Origin of the sequence: Pseudomonas sp. Z003-0.4C(8344-21), from assembly GCF_900104975.1 — a bacterium.
Taxonomy (GTDB): Bacteria; Pseudomonadota; Gammaproteobacteria; order Pseudomonadales; family Pseudomonadaceae; genus Aquipseudomonas; species Aquipseudomonas granadensis.
Genome location: NZ_LT629756.1, coordinates 94,405 through 111,422 on the forward strand (window position 1 = coordinate 94,405; position 17,018 = coordinate 111,422).

Sequence of the window (17,018 nt, forward strand, 5' to 3'; positions counted from 1 at the left end):
GGCCGCCCTCAGGGGCGGCCGTTGCGTTGTGTCAGTCACCCCGGTGACGATTTCATCGTTGCACCGCATACTTGCGCACAGTTGGCTATGCTGCTGACAGCACGACGCTGGTTCTTTTCCGAGGGATGCTCAATGTTTTACGTGCAACGCGATGCGCAAGGCCAGTTGATTCGCGTGGAAGCTGCGGCGTACGCCGAAGCCACGGAAACGCTGCCGGCCGACAACCATGAAATCCAGGCGTGGTACGCCAACGAAGCCGTGGAGAACAGCCTCAAACAGCTCAAGCAGAGCGACTTCGAGATGATTCGGGTACTCGACGACCTGATTCAGGTGCTGACCCAAAAAGGCGTGATCCGCGTCACCGACCTGCCCCCCGCGGCCCAGGCCAAACTGATGGACCGCAACCAGGCGCGTGAGGCGCTGGGCGGGTTGAGCCAGTTGATCGATGAGGATGAGGGCGGGTTGATCTGATTTCCCTGCGGTGATCGTTCCCACGCTCCGCGTGGGAATGCATCAAGGGACGCTCTGCGCTCCAGCCACACCGCTCAAACATCGTTGTGACGCGGAGCGTCACGGGCTGCATTCCCACGCAGAGCGTGGGAACGATCAGGTCAAGCCCAGGGCTTCGGCTCACCCAGCAACTGCCCCTGCACGCCATACAAGCCCATCTCGCGAATCACTGACAGCTCGCCTTCAGTCTCGACCCGCTCGGCAATCAGCGGCAGATCGATGCTGTGCGCCGCGCGCTGGATCGCTTCGATGAACAGGCGTTTGTCGCTCTCCTGATCAATCGCCCGAATGTAGCTGCCATCGATCTTCAAGTACGCCAGGCCCAGCCGCGCCAGGTTGCCGATCATGCTGAAGCGACCGCCAAAGCGCTGCAGGCTCAAGGAGAAGCCCAATTCGCGCAGGCGTCGGGTCAGTTGCTCCAGCAGCGCTTGTTCGGGCAACTGCTCTTCGCCGATTTCCAGAGTCAGGCGCGAACCGAGGTTGGAGTGTGCGCGCAGAATCTCGAAGACCTTGTTCAGCGCCTGCGGATCAGCAAGGGTGGCCGAAGACAGGTTCAGTGCCAGCGAATCTTCGTGCTCTTTCATTTGCTCCAGCACGCGCTCGAGCATCAAGCGATCGAGCCGCGTCGTCCAGCCGAAGCGCTCCAGCCACGGTAGAAAGCGCCCGGCCGGGATAGTCCGGCCCTGCTCATCGAGCAAGCGAGAAAGCACCTTGTAATGCAGCACCAGTTGCGTGTCCTGCGCCGCCACCACCGGTTGGAAATACAACTCGAAACGCTGCTGATTCAAAGCCTGATCGAGCAAGCGATGCCAGGCGTGGTGATCATCGCCTACATCCGCTGTCAGGCTTTGATCGATGCACGCCCAGTTCTGCTCGCCCTGCCCTTCGGCCTGCGCCAGCGCTTGATCGCCCAAGGTCAGGACCTGCTGCGGCGAATCCCCGTAAGCGAACGGCGCCAGACCGATCGAAGCCACTGCGGCGACGTCGGTAGCGCCCGTCGCGTGCAGACTGCTCAGTGCGCTGTCGAGGTTTTGCGCCAGTTGCAGCGCCTCTTCGCGGACCAGCCCCGGCGCCAGCACGGCAAACTCACCGCCACGAATCCGCGTAATCAGGTTCTGGGTTTCCGGGTATTTGGCGCATTCGCGCGACAGTTGCTCGCCCACCGCTTTCAACAATTCATCGGTGCGCTGGCCGCCGAGGCGCTGGTTGAGGCCGGCCAGATCCTTGACCCGCAACAGCAGCAGATAACCGGAACTGGCCTGCTCCGGATTGCTCACCCGGTCATTGAGCTGCATCTCGAAATAACGCCGGTTGGCCAGCCCGGTAAGATTGTCCTGATAGGAATCGGCGCGCAGTTTTTCACTGCGTTCGGCCTGCTCCTGAAACAGCGCCTTGAGCTTCTCGACCATCTGATTCATCGCCTGCACTACACGGCGCAGTTCCGGCGTGCGCGGCAACTCCGGCAGGCTGAGGAATTCGCGCCGGGCGATCGCGTGGGATTGCTGGACCATGTAATCCAGCGGCTTCAACTGCCGGCGCAACAGCAACGCACCGAGTACTGCGCTCAGCGCACCGCAGAGCAACAGCCAGCCGAGGCTGCCCAGCGCGCTCTGCCACAACTTGGCCACGGCGAACATCGGATGGCTGACCACCTCGACCCGCGCCGCCTGCTCCCAGCCACGGCTGACCAAGGCGTCGCCGCCGGCCGGTTCCAGGCCGATGAGTTTGACGAACCAGTCCGGGACATTGCTCACGGCGGGAATGCCGCTGCGCTCGACGATGGTCTGATCGGTCTTCACGTTGACCACTCGAATGCTCGCGTAATAACCACTGTCGAAAATCGAGCTGACCAGCAGCTCGACCATCGCCGGGTCGTCGATATTCGGTGTCAGCGACAAGGCCAGCGCCGTCGCGGCGTCCTGCGCGTGGGAGCGCAACTGATTGACGTACTGGGTACGCGAGCTCTCCAGACTGACCATGAAGCTGCCGGTGAAGGCGACCACCAGGAACAGACAGATAGCGATCAACAGCTGTTTGAACAAAGACATCTGAGCGCGTGCTCCTAGTTAGTCGTCTCGACCGGGAAACCTTCGGCCTGCATTTTCTTCAAGACATCCTGCCAGCGCGACAGGCGTTTGGTGTCGCCAACCTTCTTGTTGCCCTTGGCCCCCGGCAGATACAGCCCTTCGGCATTGAAAGAGTAGACGGGCAGCAAATCAGTCCGCTGCGATGCCGGCTGAATCGGATCGATCAGGCTGTCGAGCACCAGCGGCATGGCATCGGGGGTCGCATAGTAAGTCAGGACCATGTGCGCGCGGTTCTGGCGCAGTGCCTTGACGTAGGTGATGCGCAGCTTGTCACTGGAAACCCCGAGGTGGCGCAGGCTGAAATACTTGGCGATCGCATAGTCTTCGCAGTCGCCGGCGCCCTTCCACAAGGCTTCGATGGGGGTTTCCCAATAGTCGACCTGCCGCCACAGATCGATGTCTTCGACGTAGCGCACCTGTTTGTTGAAAAACAGGTTCACCACTTTCAGCTTGTCCGTTTCGCTGGCTTGCTGCTGTGTTGCCAACAGATTCTGCCAGGCATCGATGCGTTGCTGGCCGGCGCCGAGCGGCCCGTAGAGCGCAGTGGCCTTGCGGCTGATCGCGGAAAAATCCCAATCGGCATGCAGGCCGCCCAGCATGACGCCGGCCAGCAGCAGTGCGCAGCCTGACCAGCGCAACGTCCGAGGGATCGCGAATCGTACCGCCACAGCAGGTTTCCAGAGGGCAAAAAGGGAAGCGTTCGATGTTGAAGCTTAGCCCGCTAAAAAACAATGGCACCATGAGATCATCACTGGCACGCTAAACTGTAAATGTAACCTCGTTCTTCTACACGGTTTGACAAGCTGTAGAGCAATCACTAGTGTCATTTGGATCCAAATCACCGACCTACAGGGTGCGTAGTCGTGACACAGAAGCCCAAACCGCTGCACAGCATTAAAGTCGACGGACCGATTCCTGCGCATCTGGCCCGTTCGGTCATTGAAGAAACGTTACGTTCGGCGATTCTCGATGGTCGACTGCCCTGCGGTACGGCGCTGCGCCAGCAGGATCTGGCGGATCTGTTCGGTGTCAGCCGCATGCCCGTGCGCGAAGCCTTGCGCCAGCTCGAAGCGCAGGAATTGCTGAGTGTGACCACGCACAAAGGCGCAGTGGTCGCGCCGTTGATTCAAGGCGATGCCACCGAAACCTACGAGTTGCGCATCCTGCTCGAAGCCGAAGCCATGCGTCAGTCGATCCCGCTGCTGACCGAAGCCGATCACGCCCAGGCCGCCGCGTATATCGAGGAGCTGGAAGCGCAGCACGATTACACCGAAATCGGCCGGCTCAACCGTTTGTTCCACATGGCCCTGTACAGCAAAGCGCCGAACAAACGCCTGCTGCGTCTGGTCGAGGACGGGCTTAACGAAGAAGAGCGCTTCCTGCGTTTCAACCTTGAGTCGATGGGCCTGGGCAAATTGTCCCAGGACGATCACCGGGCGATGCTCCAAGCCGTGCGCGAGCGTGACATCAAGCTGTCTATCGAGCTGCTGGAGCAGCACCTCAACCGCGGTGTCGAGGTCATCACCCGCTACCTCGCTACACCTGCGGCACAAAGCCGTTCGGTTGCCCGCTGAGACCGTAACTCCCGCGAATCACCCGCTTACAAATCCCCAAGCGATCGCCCGCCCCGCGGCGGGCTAGTCCTCGCTCCCGCTCGCCCTCTCCTGCACCGTTCTGCCCAATCCTCACGGCGTGGCACCGACGAATCGGTCATAGCCGTAGCGACAAATTACCCGCACTCTTGAACGGCCACCCCATACAGAACGGGGACGCGCCGACCTGACGGTGCAGTCCCCGCAACAGGAACCTACGGAAGGAGCCTTGTCACGGGAAAAAGGAAGTTCTGGCGCCGGTCCCGGCCAACTTTCATCCCCTATCAATCAATCAATCAATTCTTTTCAATAAAAAGTTGCTTCGAGTGAGGCATTCACTCTTGTTATCCAATTTTGGCCGCTATTGGCTGAAAGGAGTAACTACGCCCAAATAAAACTTTTCCCGAAAGTCTTATTGGAACTTTACGCATTTGAAAAACAGCAAACTTAAATTAATTAAAATTGCGCTTGTTAAATGTTTGCTTCCTGTATTAGTTTTTTCTCCGCCGAAGTTGAGCCTGGTGTTCGCTTCGGCACGCGGCGCCATGAAGCAGCGCACCGCACAGGCCGCACGCCTGCATAGCAGGGCTTTGCGCAAAAACACGCCGGGCAGTTTGTTTACCGGCACCCAACTTCAATTGATGCGGACACACAACTAACCCGGCGCAACATTAACTGCGCAATTGCACAAGCAGTTCCATTTCACCCCAATGATTAAGGACGTCATCATGCCTTCCAAGCACCAACTCGCCTTGAAGAAAGTCGAACTCAGCAATCATCCAATCTTTGCCGAGATCACTTCGTTATCAATATTGCGTCGCTTCATGGAAACCCATGTATTCGCCGTGTGGGACTTCATGTCGCTGACGAAACGTCTGCAACAGGAACTGACCTGCACCCGATTGCCCTGGTTACCGCCGCGCGATCCGCAGGCCGCCCGGCTAATCAACGAAATCGTGCTTGGCGAGGAGTCGGACGATCGCCTGGTCGATGGGCACTACAGCCACTTCGAGTTGTACCTGGACGCCATGCGCGAAATCGGCGCCAGCACCACAGCGGTCGAACGTTTCGTCGCGCTGCAACAGGAAGGCGTGAGCTACGACGTCGCGCTGCGAAGCGTCGAGGTTGATCCGGCCGCCGCGCAGTTCGTCCGCGACACCTTGCACACCGCGTTGCATGCGCCGGGGCACAGCGTCGCTGCGGCGTTTCTGCACGGTCGCGAGAGCGTGATCCCGAGCATGTTCCAGCGCATCCTCGATGACTGGGGCATCGGCATCGAGCAGGCCCCGACCTTTCGCTATTACCTGCAGCGGCATATCGAGGTCGACTCTGAAGATCACGGCCCGGCGGCCGAGCACCTGCTCCAGCGTCTGGTCGACGGCGACCCGCAACGCGAAGCCGAGGTCTATGCCAGCGCCGTCGCCGCCGTGGAAAGCCGCATCGCTTTGTGGGACGGCCTGCGCCTGAGCATGCGCGAACCGTTGGCGGAGGTGGCGCAATGAACGCTGCCGACTATCAATCTTTCGCCGACGCCTGGGAACAGCGCGCGACCATTCGCACCCGGCCGCGCCGGGTGCTGGAAGACGACGATCGCCTGATCTATCCGCTCAGCCGCCAACCCTTGGTGCTCAGCGATACCTTCCTGCGCGAATGCCCAGAGCAACGTGATTTCGCCCTCGTGCAGACGCTGTACAAGTTCATCAACGATGTGGTGATTTTCGAGACGGAAATCGTCGACAAAACTGCGCGCAGCATCGCCAAGGATCGCTTCGCCGTGGCATTCCCCTTCGCCTGTCGTTACGACGCGATGACCGTGGTGGTCGATGAGGATTACCACGCGCTGGTGGCGATGGATTTCATGCAGCAGACGGTGGCCATGACCGGCATCGAACCGATCCAGCTACCCGACCAGATCGAACTGAGCCGGGCGATCCCCGCCGCCGTGGCGTTGGCGCCGGAGCATTTGCGCAGCGCCGTAGAGCTGATTTGCGTAGCCATCGCAGAAAACACCGTGACCGGCGATGTCGCCGCGTTCGCCCGCGACGACTCAGTCAAACCGTCAATCAAAGGGCTGATGGCTGATCACTTGCTCGACGAGGGTCGCCATTCGAGTTTCTGGGCGCGCATGGTGCGCATCTACTGGCACACCGCGAGCGAAGCCGACCGCGAAACCATCGCGCAGATGCTGCCGGTGTTCATCGGCCACTACCTGACCAACGACATTCAAAAGTCCTTCGACCTGCGCCTGATCGATGCGCTGCCGGTCAGCGAAGCCACGCGCTGTTCGCTTCGGGAGGAAATGGCCGGCCTGGCCTTCCCGATCAATCGCCATCACCCGCTGGTGGGCAACATCGTCAGGTTCTTCCACAACAGCTCGCTGCTCGACGCGCCCTGCGTGCAGCACGCCCTGCGTGACTATCTGGTTTGACAAGGAGGTCTTCATGAAACGTCTCGACATTTTGCTGATTGGTGCCAGCCAGGCCATGACCGATCTGGCGCTGGAATTTGAACAACACGGTCACTCGGTGCAACGCAATGCTGCCGCGCAAGCGCCGGTGGATCTGATCATCGACGATGGCTTCATTGGCGCCGGCGATCGCTGCGCCATTCCGCACCTGCATTTGCGTTTGGGCGTCGGTGCGAGTCGCGCCGGTTTGCCGATCCTCGACCTGCTGTGCTTTCGCGGCTCGTCACTGATCAGCCGCGTGCCGATCGGCGATGAGCCGTCAGGCAACGGTCAGGCGCTGCGCCAGCGAGTTCTGGCGCATGTGGTCGATGAAGTGGCGCTACTGGTCAGTCGCCTGTCCCGCGACGGCGACTATCTGCAACAGCTCGCCCCGCTGAGCGCGCCGGATTTCGAGCGCATGGAAAACCTGCGCTTTCTCGACAGCCTGGCTTATGTCCATCGGCGCAACGACACGGCGAATGCCGCGCTGCTGGAACAGGCACAAGTGAGCGTCATCGAGCGTCTGCAACAGAGCCTGATCAAGCACGCTGAACGGCCAGCGCTGCACCTCGGCGAACGTTGCATCAGCTATCGCCAATTGCACGCCCACAGCCGAGCGATTCAGCAGCGCCTGCACGCGTTGCTGGAGCCGCATTCGCAGCCGTGGATCGTCGCGGTCTGCCTGCCGAAGAGCCCCGAGCTGTTCGCATCGATCCTGGCAATCCTCGGCAGCGGCGCCGTGTATTTGCCGCTGGAGCCGAGCCATCCGTTGCCGCGCCAGCAGTACATTGCGCAAAACGCCGGCGCGCTGCTGTTGCTGCATGACGGCGAGCATCCGCTCAGCAACACAATGCCGGGGCTGGACGTCAGCCTCATCGACAGCGCCGCAGCGGATCTCGACCTGCCGTTAATGCGTCAGCGCCCCGAGCTCGATGCACCCTGTATGGCGCTCTACACCTCCGGTACCACCGGGCACCCGAAAGGTGTGTTGCTCAGCCAGGCCAACCTCGCGCATTTCACGGCGTGGTACGCCGATTACGCGCAGTTGCAGGCCGAGAGCCGAGTGCTGCAGTTCTCCTCGCTGAGCTTCGATTCGTCGCTGATCGATATCTTTGCGACCTTGCTCAGCGGCGCCGAACTGGTGGTGCCCGACGACACGCAACGGCGCGATCCGTTGCAACTGGTGGCGCTGATCCGGCGCCGGCAATTGACTCACGCCTTCCTGCCGCCAGCGCTGTTGAGCATTCTGCCGCTGGAGCAACTCGAAGGCGTACAGGTGATGACCGGCGGCGACGTCTGCGAGCCGTACGTCATCGAGCAACTGACCCGTCAGGGCACCCTGCACAACCTTTACGGTCCGACCGAAGCCACCGTGCTGATCACCGCGCGACAACTGCAAGCGGGCGACAGCAACCGCAGCCTCGGCGCGCCGATCGCCAACAGCCAGGTGCTGATTCTTGATGACGATCTGCAACCGGTGCTGGAAAACACCGTCGGCGAATTGTTCATCGTCGGCCCCGGCGTCTGCCTCGGTTATCTAAACAATCCGCAGCAGACGGCCGAGCGTTATCTGCGCCTGAATCTGCCGGACGGCCAGACACTGCGCGCCTACCGCACTGGCGACATGGCGCGTTGGGGCGAGCAAGGTATCGAGTTGTGTGGGCGGCGCGATAATCAGGTGAAGATCCGCGGTTTCCGGGTCGAGCCGGAGGAGATCGAACGCTGCCTGCGTGAGAGCCAGTTGTACCGGCAAGTGGCGGTAGTGATCGACAGTCAGCGCAGGATTCTGGCCTTTCTCGCTCAGCCGCAGTCGGCCACTGCCCGCGACGGACTGAAGGCTCACGCCCGGCAATTTCTACCGGACTACATGCAACCGGTGGCGTGGACTGAACTCCCCGGCATGCCCTCCGCCAGCAACGGCAAGGTCGACCGTAAGGCGTTGCTGGAAATGCCCGTGAGCATGCAGGACAGCGGGCCGAAACGCCTGCCGGTCACTGCCGACGAAGCGCTGCTGCTGGAAATCTGGGCCGAGTTGCTGGAGCTGCCAGGCAGTGATATTTCCACCGATGAAAGCTTCTTCAATCTGGGCGGCCATTCGATCTTGCTGTCGCGAATGTTGCTGCGTTTGCGTGAAGAATTCGGCCGCAGCATTTCGATCAATCGCTTCATCGAACAGCCGACCATCGCCAAGCTCGCAACCCTGGTGCGCGGCACCGATGACAGCGCCGTGCTCAGCGCCCAGGCCATGGCCGATGCCGAACGCGCGCTCGATATCCAGCCGTTGCCGATCAGCCGCATGGGCGATGTGCACAAGGTCATCGTTACCGGTGCCAACAGTTTCGTCGGCGTGCATATTGTCGAAGCGCTGCTCGGTTGGGGCGCCAGCGAAGTCGCCTGTCTGGTGCGTGACGGTGGCGGGCAAACGGCCGCGCAGCGCTTTGCCGAGTCACTGCGGGAAAACCGCCTGGAGCATCTGGATCTGAGTCGCGTGCGGGTCTATGCGGCGGACATCACCCGGCCGCAATTGGGCCTGAGCGAAGAAGATTATCAGCGCCTCGATCGCGAGTTCGGCGCGCTGGTGCACAACGCCGCCAACGTCAACCATGTGCTTGATTACGAGTCGCTGGCAGCGGACAACGTCGAGCCGATTTTCGCCCTGCTGCGCCTGTGCGAAGGGCAGAGCAAAAAGGTCTTCAACTTCGTCTCGACATTGTCGGCGTCCAGCAGCGTCGATGACGCGGGTCGCGTGTTGGAACTGCCGGCCGCGACGACGCCACCCATCTACATCCGCAACGGCTACAACCTGTCGAAGTGGGTTGGCGAGCGCATTCTCGAAAGGGCCCGAGAGCGTGGCGTGCGGGTCAATGTGTATCGCCCCGGCAACATCAGTTTCAACAGCCTGAGCGGCGTCTGCCAGCCGCACAAGAACCGTTTGATGCTGATGCTCAAGGGCTCGATTCAACTCGGCCAGGTCCCGGCCTTCGCGTTGAATTTCGATCTGATGCCGGTGGACTTCCTGGCCCGCTTCATCGCCTTCCATGCCAGCCGTTATTCGCCTGACCGTGCGGTGTTCAACCTGCACAACCCCGAGCCGCTGAGCTGGGACGCCTACGTCGCTTCGTTCCGCGAAAACGGCAGCGAGTTTTCGCTGGTCAGCGTCGCCGACTGGCAACAGCAGTTGAGCCGGGTCGACGCCGACAACGCGCTGTTCGGCGTGCTCGGTTTCTACCTCAACGGCTTCGAAGAAGACATCGGCGACATCTCCCTGATCGGCCACGCCAACGCTGAAGCCGGCGTGCAGCAGATGGGCGCGCATTACCCACAGAAATCCCCGGCACTGCTGCGCCGCGGCTGCGATTACCTGAAAGAAATCAAGTTCATCTGACGCAACATAAAAGGAGCACCACCATGAGCAATCTGCAACCGGACACCCTGATCAAAAACCCCCACGGCTGCCACGTCGTGTCTTCGGTGCAAGTGCCGGCGGACGCGGCGCAAGTCTGGGCGGTAGTCGGCAACTTTGGCGCTTTCGAGCGTTTCATTCCGGCGCTATCGCACATCGAAATGACCGGCGAGGGCGTGTCCTCGCTGCGCAAGAAAATCTTCAAGGATGGCAACGTTGTGGTCGAGCAACTCAACTCCCGCGATGAGCAGGCACGGAGCATGACCTGGACGACGATCTATAACACCTTGGGCGTGGCGAATCTGTGGGCGGCGATGAATGTCGAGGCGCTGGGCGAAGGGCAATCGCGGGCAACCTGGACGATCATTGCCGAGCCGGTGTCGGGCGGGGAGGAAGCGCTGCCGGGGTTCAGGGATTTTGTGCAGGGGTTTGCTGATGATGCGATGGGGAATGTTTTGAAGCTGTTTGTTTAAGACTTTGGCTTTGCGGTGAATGGATCACCGCTATCGCTGGCAAGCCAGCTCCCACAGGATTCGAGTCGTTCACAAATAAAGTGTTCGCCAAAATTCCTGTGGGAGCGGGCTTGCCCGCGATTGAACGATAACGCGGTCTGACAAACCGCTATCAGATCTTGAAGCTGTCCACCAACTGCTTCAACCGGTTGGCCTGCTGCGACAACGCATCACAATCCTTCAACGTCTCGTTGAGGTTGGCCACGCTTTGCTGGTTCAGCAGGTTGATCTGGTTGACGTCGACGTTGAGGGTTTCGACCACGGCGGTCTGCTCTTCCGTGGCCGCGGCCACGGACTGGTTCATGCCGTCGATTTCGCCGATGCGCTGGGTCACGCTGACCAGGCGCAAACCGGCCTGATTGGCCACTTCCACGCTCTGCTCGCTGGACGCCTGACTGGCATTCATCGTGGTCACCGCTTCACGCGAGCCGACCTGCAGCGAAGTGATCATCTTGTGGATCTCTTCCGCCGATTCCTGAGTGCGATGGGCAAGGTTACGCACCTCGTCCGCCACGACCGCAAAACCACGCCCGGCCTCACCGGCACGCGCCGCTTCGATCGCCGCGTTGAGCGCCAGCAGATTGGTCTGCTGCGAAATGCCTTTGATCACATCGAGAATGTGGCCGATGTTGTCGGTGCTCGCATTGAGGGTTTCGATCTGCGTGCACGACAGACTGATCTTCTGCGACAGCTCGGTCATCGCTTGAATCGTCTGCTCGACCACCTGACGCCCGTCATCCGCCTGCTCGCTGGCGCCGCTGGCGTGTTGCGAAGCATCGGCAGCGTTGCGGGCGATCTCCTGGGTGGCAGCACCCAATTGATTGATGGCAGCCGCGACGCTGTTGGTGCGCGCGCTTTGTTCGTCAGAGCCGACGATCGAGGCGTTCGACGAGGCCATGACCCGTTGCGACAAGTCATGCACATGACGGGTGGCCGAGGACACTTCGGAAATCGACGCGTGAATCCGTTCAACGAATTGGTTGAAGGCACTGCCCAGTTCGCCAAATTCGTCTTTGCTTTCTACCGAGAGGCGTCGAGTCAGATCGCCTTCGCCCTGAGCGATGTCCTGCATCGCACGGCCCATGGTGGTCAGCGGTCGCATCAAGACGTTGATCAACAGACTCAACAGCAACGCAATCGCGGCCACGGCGACAAACATCGCGATCAGCGCCGAGGTGCGGAATTGGCTGAGCGCCGCGTAGGCTTTGTCGTGATCGATCGACAGACCGATGTACCACTGCGCATTCGGCAGGTCGTTGACCGGGGTGAACGACAGAATCCGCTCCTCGCCGTTGAGCACGACGTTCTGGTTGCCCTTCTCGATGCGCACGCTGGTGTTCGGGTAGATGTCTTTCAGGTTTTTCATGACCTGATCCTTTTCCGGGCTGACGATCACCTGACCGTCAGCGCTGACCAGGAACGCATGGCCAAGGCCTCCGAAGTCCACCGAGTTGATGATCTTGACCAGGGTTTCCAGGCTCAGGTCGCCACCGACCACGCCGAGCAATTCACCGTTCTTCTTCACCGGCATGGCAATCGTCACTACCAGCCCGCCAACCGCGGCCATGTACGGCGGGGTCAGCATGGTTTTATCCGCGACCACCGCTTGCTTGTACCAGGGGCGCTGACGCGGATCGTAGCCGTCCGGCATCTTCGCGTCCGGGCGTTGGGTAAACACACCGTTGGCCTGGCCAACATAGGTGAACTGGAAATTCGAGGTGAAGGCCGGCTGATCGACCAGCCCCGGCAGATCGGCGTCCTTGCCCTGATGAGCGACGTTCTGCGCGAGGTTTTCCAGCACCAGAATCCGCCCGCTCATCCAGTTCTGCACGCTGCTGGCGGTCAGATCACCGGCCTGCTGAACGGAAGACTGAAGGTTCTGGCGAATGGTGCTTCGCTGCAGATAGTCGTTGTAGAGCGTGAACAGCGCGAACGCCAGGACCACGACGCCCGAGGCGGCCAGTAGAATTTTATGGCTGAACTTTAAATTCATTTCATGGGACTTCTTATGCCAAAAGTGGGGATGCGTTCCGGATGCAACATTCCATGTACAGCGCAGGCAGCGTTCTTCCGGCCGCTCTACTTTGGTGCACGCATGTCTCACCAGTCTGTCGGCACGCGTGGGAGAAATCTTAGGGTTGCGTTGGAAATGGATCGCGTTTCTGTCGGATTCCCGCCGAACGGCGGGCCAGAGCGGCTGAGGGAAGATTTTTCCGCGCGCTGCGTGAGCAGCGGTTGCAAACTCTGCGATCCTTGAAGACAATGCGACTAATTATCATTTGTGACGTCCGGGCTGTCGCGTTCATGTCCTCCCCCGAGTTTGCGGTACAGACGCTTTATCGTTGTCATCACGGCTGGCTCAACACCTGGCTGCGCGTGCGGCTGGGCAACGCAGCGGATGCGGCGGATCTGGCACAGGACACCTTCGTCCGCCTGCTGCAACGCAGCGAACGCCTGGAGCTCAAAGCCCCTCGCGCGTTCCTGCGCACCATCGCTCGTGGCTTGGTGATCGATCACTGGCGCCGCGAAGAAATCGAGCGTGCGTACCTGGAAACCATCGCCCATTTGCCCGAAGCCGAAACGCCAGGCAGCGAAGCCCGCGCCCTGATCATCGAACTGCTGGAAAGCATCGCGCGCATGCTTGAAGGACTGAAACCGAAGGTCCGTCAGGCCTTTCTGCTGGCGCAGTGCGAAGGTCTGACCCACAAGCAGATCGCCGAGCAGATGGGGCTATCGTTGCGCTCGGTGGAACGCTACGTTGCCGAAGCGCTGTATCACTGTTATGTCTTGCGGTACGCGCACTGATGCCGCTGGACAACGCTGCACTTGGCCGCCGCGCCGAGCCGCCACCGCAGGTAGTCAAACAAGCCATTCACTGGCTGCTGCGCCTGCGCAACAACCACGGCAATCCACGGCTGAGTCGCCAGTGCGAACAATGGCGGGCCGAACATCATGAACACGAACTGGCCTGGCAGCGTGTGCAGTCGCTGCAAGCCGAACTGAGCAGCAACCTTCGTGCGGTGCCCGGCGCACAAGTGGCGTTCAATACGCTAGAAAACAGTGCGCAAGGTCTCGGCCGGCGGCAGGCCTTGAAGTTGCTCTCAGGCGCATTGCTGTTGGGCTCCGCCGCGTGGCTGGCCAAGGACAGCGGGGCCTGGCAGCAATGGAGCGCCGATTACGCCACCGCGACCGGTGAGCAGCGCGGTTTTCAATTACCCGATGGCACGCGCATCGAGCTCAACACCGCCAGCGCGGTGGACCTGCATTACACGACGCAGCAGCGCCTGATCAAACTCACTCGCGGCGAGATCATCGTCAGTTGTGGCGGCTCCGACGAAGGCGCGCCGTTCGATCGCCCGCTGCGCGTGCAAAGCCGTCACGCTACGTATGCGCCCATTGGCGCTCGCTTCATTCTGCGTCAGGACAACGATTGCAGCCGGCTCACTGTGACCAGCGGCCGCGTTGCCATTGTTTCCGGCGGTAATTCGGTCGAAGCCGTCGCCGGCCAGAGCTACCGCATCGACCACCTGCAGATTCGCCCGGTGCCGGCACCGGATATGGACGCCGGCGCGTGGGTCGACGGTTTGATCGTCACGCGCTATATGCGCCTCGGTGATTTCCTCAATGAAGTCGGGCGCTACCGTCAGGGTGTGCTCAATTGCGCAGCGCAGATAGCAGACCTGCGCCTGTCCGGGGTGTTCCGACTGGAGGACACGGACAAACTGCTGGCGGTACTGCCGCAGACCCTGCCGGTGCAATTGCGCTACCGGACACGCTGGTGGGTAAACGTGGAACGTGCGGTGTGAAATTTTTTGGCGGGTTTTCGCAAGGGCTTCGGCTTAGTCAGTAAGCACTTCAATCCAAGCGTTTGCGACTTCCTACGGAAACCCACAATGACTGTCCGCGCCCACTGTAAGAACTCTCTGAATTTCACCATTGAATCGAGCCTGCTGCAGCACGCCGTTCGCGCCGCGCTGTTTTCTACCGCGCTGAGTGTGGGTGTATTGCCAGGCGTGAGCCTCGCTGCCGACGTCACTGCCGGTGCGGTCAGCCCGCGCTATGACGTCGCTGCGGGGCCGCTGGACGAGGCGCTGAATCAGTTTGCGCGTCAGGCGGGCATCACTTTGTCGATGACCCCGCAACAGACTCAGGGCCGCCACTCACCGGGGGTTCGGGGCGAATATTCCACCGATCAGGCGCTGAGCCATTTGCTCGGCGGCTCGGGTCTGGAAGCGGTCAGCCAGGATGGCAGCCGCTACATCCTGCGCCCGCACGCCGAGAGCGAAGCGCTGGCCCTGCCGACCACCGACATCAAAGGCTTCGCCCTCGGCAACGCGCTGGGCAGCATGGCGGGCTACAACGCTACTCACAGCCAGATCGCCACCAAAACCAGTACCGCATTGCTCGAGACTTCGCAAAGCGTGTCCGTGGTCACGCGCGAGCAAATGGATGACCAAGGCTCACAGACCGTCTCTCAGGCCATGCGCTACGCCCCGGGCGTGCTGACCAATCCGTATGGCGCGACTCATCGTTACGACTACGTGGCGATGCGCGGTTTCAACGATGGCTCGGTGGACAACATTTATCTGGACGGTCTCAAGTCGATGGGTGACAGCGGTACTTACAGCACCCTGCAAGTCGACCCGTATTTCCTCGAGCGAGTGGACATTCTCAAAGGCCCGTCTTCGGTGTTGTATGGCCGCAGCTCACCCGGCGGTCTGGTCGCGCTGACGAGCAAGAAGCCGCTGTACGAGGCCTATCATCAAGTACAGGCCACGGTGGGTAATCAGGGGCAACGCGGGTTCGGTTTTGACTTCAGCGGCCCGGTCGATGACGACAAGCGCATTGCCTATCGTCTGACCGGTTTAACGGATCGCTCCGACACGCAATTCGACCACAACAAGGAAAAGCGCTACGCCCTGGCGCCGACCCTCAGCATCGACTTCAGCGAAGACACCTCGCTGACACTGCAGGCTTATCTGCAACACGACCCGGATGGCGGCTACCATGGCGGCGTGCCGGCGGATGGCACGATCCATCAGCGCAACGGTCAGCGTATCTCGACGGATTTCTTTGAAGGTGAGCCGGGTATCGATGGTTATTCGCGCGACCAGCAATCCTTCGGGTATCAGTTCGAGCATCGCTTCAACGACGTCTTCACCGCGCGCCAGAACTTCCGCTACCTCGATTCCAAGGTAAACATGGATCAGGTCTACGCCTATGGCTGGACTTCGCCGACCAGTAACGAGCTGAACCGCTACTACACTGGCGGTGATGAACGCCTGCATGCGTTCATCGTCGATAACATGCTCCAGGCCGAGTTTTTTACCGGTGCGACGAAGCATACGGTGCTGCTGGGCGCTGACTATCAGCGGCGCAAAACCGTGGTCGACTGGACCAGCGGCGGTCTTGCTCCGATCAACGCCTTCAATCCGATGTACGGCAACTCGGCCATCGATATGTACGGCGAGACCAGTTATCTGCGACGCCTGGAGCAGACCGGGGTTTACCTGCAAGACCTGATCGAGATGGACCAGTGGCGTTTCTCACTGGGCCTGCGTCAGGACTGGGTCGAGACATCTGACGAAAACCGCATCGCCGAAGCAGGACGCCCTGCCGGCACCGAGATCAACGATCGACGCACCAAACTGACGGGTCGCGCCGGTGCGCTGTATCTGTTCGAAAACGGCCTGGCGCCGTATATCAGCTACTCGGAATCGTTTAACCCGAACTCCTACGCCGACAGCGCCGGCAATCCGCTGGCACCGACCGACGGCACGCAATGGGAAATCGGCTTGAAGTATCAGCCGCCGGGCACCGACAACCTGTTTACTGCATCGCTGTTTCGCATCGATCAGGAGAACCTCGCGACCAAGCTGCCGCAGGAAAACTTCTACCGCGCGGTAGGGGCTGTTCGCTCCCAGGGGTTGGAACTGGAAGCGCACACGCAACTGACCGACAACCTCAAACTCCTCGGCAGTTACACCTTTACCGACATCGAGTATTCGAAGTCGATGATCAGCACCCTGAGCACCTCAACCGACGTTATCGAGAACAAGGGCAACTCACCGACCCAGGCGCCGCGGCACATGGCCTCGTTGTGGGCGGACTATAAATTCGACAGTGCCGCACTCGATGGCTTGCGCCTGGGTGGTGGGGTTCGTTATGTCGGCTACAGCTGGGCCGATGCGGAGAACACCCTGAAGGTGCCTTCCTATACGTTGTTCGATGCCTCGATTGGTTATGACTTGGGCAAGGTCGGTTTGAAAGGCGTCGACGTACGCCTGAATGCAAACAACCTGACCAACGAATCCTATGTGGCTTCCTGTGCCAGCCTGAACTTCTGCTACATGGGCGAAGAGCGCAATGTCGCGGCGACGGTCAGCTACCAGTTCTAACCATTTGTTTCGTGCATGAAAAAAGCCAGCGCCTGAGCTATCAGGCGCTGGCTTCGTCGTTTTTGCAGGG

The 17,018-nt window shown here is 60.5% G+C and carries 13 protein-coding genes; 10 read left to right on the forward strand and 3 right to left on the reverse strand.

The window, feature by feature from the left end:
- Window positions 1-132 precede the first annotated feature (132 nt).
- Entirely contained in the window at window positions 133-471 is a 339-nt protein-coding gene (locus BLU24_RS00380; RefSeq protein ID WP_090288078.1) for a tryptophan synthase subunit beta, read from the forward strand.
- A gap of 140 nt (window positions 472-611) precedes the next feature.
- Here BLU24_RS00380 and lapD read toward each other — a convergent pair whose 3' ends face one another.
- A complete protein-coding gene (gene lapD / locus BLU24_RS00385; protein ID WP_093096054.1) occupies window positions 612-2,558 on the reverse strand; it encodes a cyclic di-GMP receptor LapD in 1,947 nt (648 codons plus the stop codon).
- Between the two features lie 14 nt (window positions 2,559-2,572).
- Complete coding sequence (gene lapG / locus BLU24_RS00390; protein WP_090288073.1) at window positions 2,573-3,265, reverse strand: cysteine protease LapG; 693 nt, start codon at window positions 3,263-3,265, stop codon at window positions 2,573-2,575.
- Between the two features lie 195 nt (window positions 3,266-3,460).
- Between lapG and BLU24_RS00395 the strand changes: the two genes are divergently transcribed.
- From BLU24_RS00395 to BLU24_RS00415, 6 genes are all read left to right on the forward strand, one after another.
- On the forward strand, window positions 3,461-4,171 hold the full coding sequence (locus BLU24_RS00395; RefSeq protein ID WP_093096058.1) for a GntR family transcriptional regulator: 711 nt from the start codon (window positions 3,461-3,463) through the stop codon (window positions 4,169-4,171).
- 449 nt (window positions 4,172-4,620) lie between these two features.
- Window positions 4,621-4,848 (forward strand): hypothetical protein, encoded by a 228-nt coding sequence (locus tag BLU24_RS27490; protein WP_157720811.1) that lies wholly within the window; start codon window positions 4,621-4,623, stop codon window positions 4,846-4,848.
- A gap of 69 nt (window positions 4,849-4,917) precedes the next feature.
- Window positions 4,918-5,691 (forward strand): DUF3050 domain-containing protein, encoded by a 774-nt coding sequence (locus BLU24_RS00400; protein ID WP_093096062.1) that lies wholly within the window; start codon window positions 4,918-4,920, stop codon window positions 5,689-5,691.
- Window positions 5,688-6,617 carry a diiron oxygenase gene (locus BLU24_RS00405; RefSeq protein ID WP_093096066.1) on the forward strand — a complete coding sequence of 310 codons (930 nt, stop codon included), beginning with the start codon at window positions 5,688-5,690 and terminating at the stop codon, window positions 6,615-6,617. Before BLU24_RS00400 ends, BLU24_RS00405 begins: the two co-directional genes overlap by 4 nt.
- Window positions 6,618-6,630: 13 nt before the next feature.
- Entirely contained in the window at window positions 6,631-10,020 is a 3,390-nt protein-coding gene (locus BLU24_RS00410) for an amino acid adenylation domain-containing protein (RefSeq protein WP_093096069.1), read from the forward strand.
- Window positions 10,021-10,043: 23 nt separating this feature from the next.
- Window positions 10,044-10,511 (forward strand): SRPBCC family protein, encoded by a 468-nt coding sequence (locus BLU24_RS00415; protein WP_093096073.1) that lies wholly within the window; start codon window positions 10,044-10,046, stop codon window positions 10,509-10,511.
- A gap of 151 nt (window positions 10,512-10,662) precedes the next feature.
- Here BLU24_RS00415 and BLU24_RS00420 read toward each other — a convergent pair whose 3' ends face one another.
- Complete coding sequence (locus BLU24_RS00420) at window positions 10,663-12,543, reverse strand: methyl-accepting chemotaxis protein (protein WP_093096076.1); 1,881 nt, start codon at window positions 12,541-12,543, stop codon at window positions 10,663-10,665.
- A gap of 311 nt (window positions 12,544-12,854) precedes the next feature.
- Between BLU24_RS00420 and BLU24_RS00425 the strand changes: the two genes are divergently transcribed.
- The 3 genes from BLU24_RS00425 to BLU24_RS00435 all read left to right on the forward strand — a co-directional run bounded on the left by BLU24_RS00425 (window position 12,855) and on the right by BLU24_RS00435 (window position 16,948).
- Window positions 12,855-13,355, forward strand: a complete 501-nt coding sequence (locus tag BLU24_RS00425) for a sigma-70 family RNA polymerase sigma factor (protein WP_093096080.1) — start codon at window positions 12,855-12,857, stop codon at window positions 13,353-13,355.
- Complete coding sequence (locus BLU24_RS00430) at window positions 13,355-14,356, forward strand: FecR domain-containing protein (RefSeq protein WP_093096084.1); 1,002 nt, start codon at window positions 13,355-13,357, stop codon at window positions 14,354-14,356. The genes BLU24_RS00425 and BLU24_RS00430 overlap by 1 nt, the downstream gene beginning before the upstream one ends.
- A gap of 87 nt (window positions 14,357-14,443) precedes the next feature.
- Window positions 14,444-16,948 (forward strand): TonB-dependent siderophore receptor, encoded by a 2,505-nt coding sequence (locus BLU24_RS00435; RefSeq protein ID WP_093096089.1) that lies wholly within the window; start codon window positions 14,444-14,446, stop codon window positions 16,946-16,948.
- The last annotated feature ends 70 nt before the right edge of the window (window positions 16,949-17,018 follow it).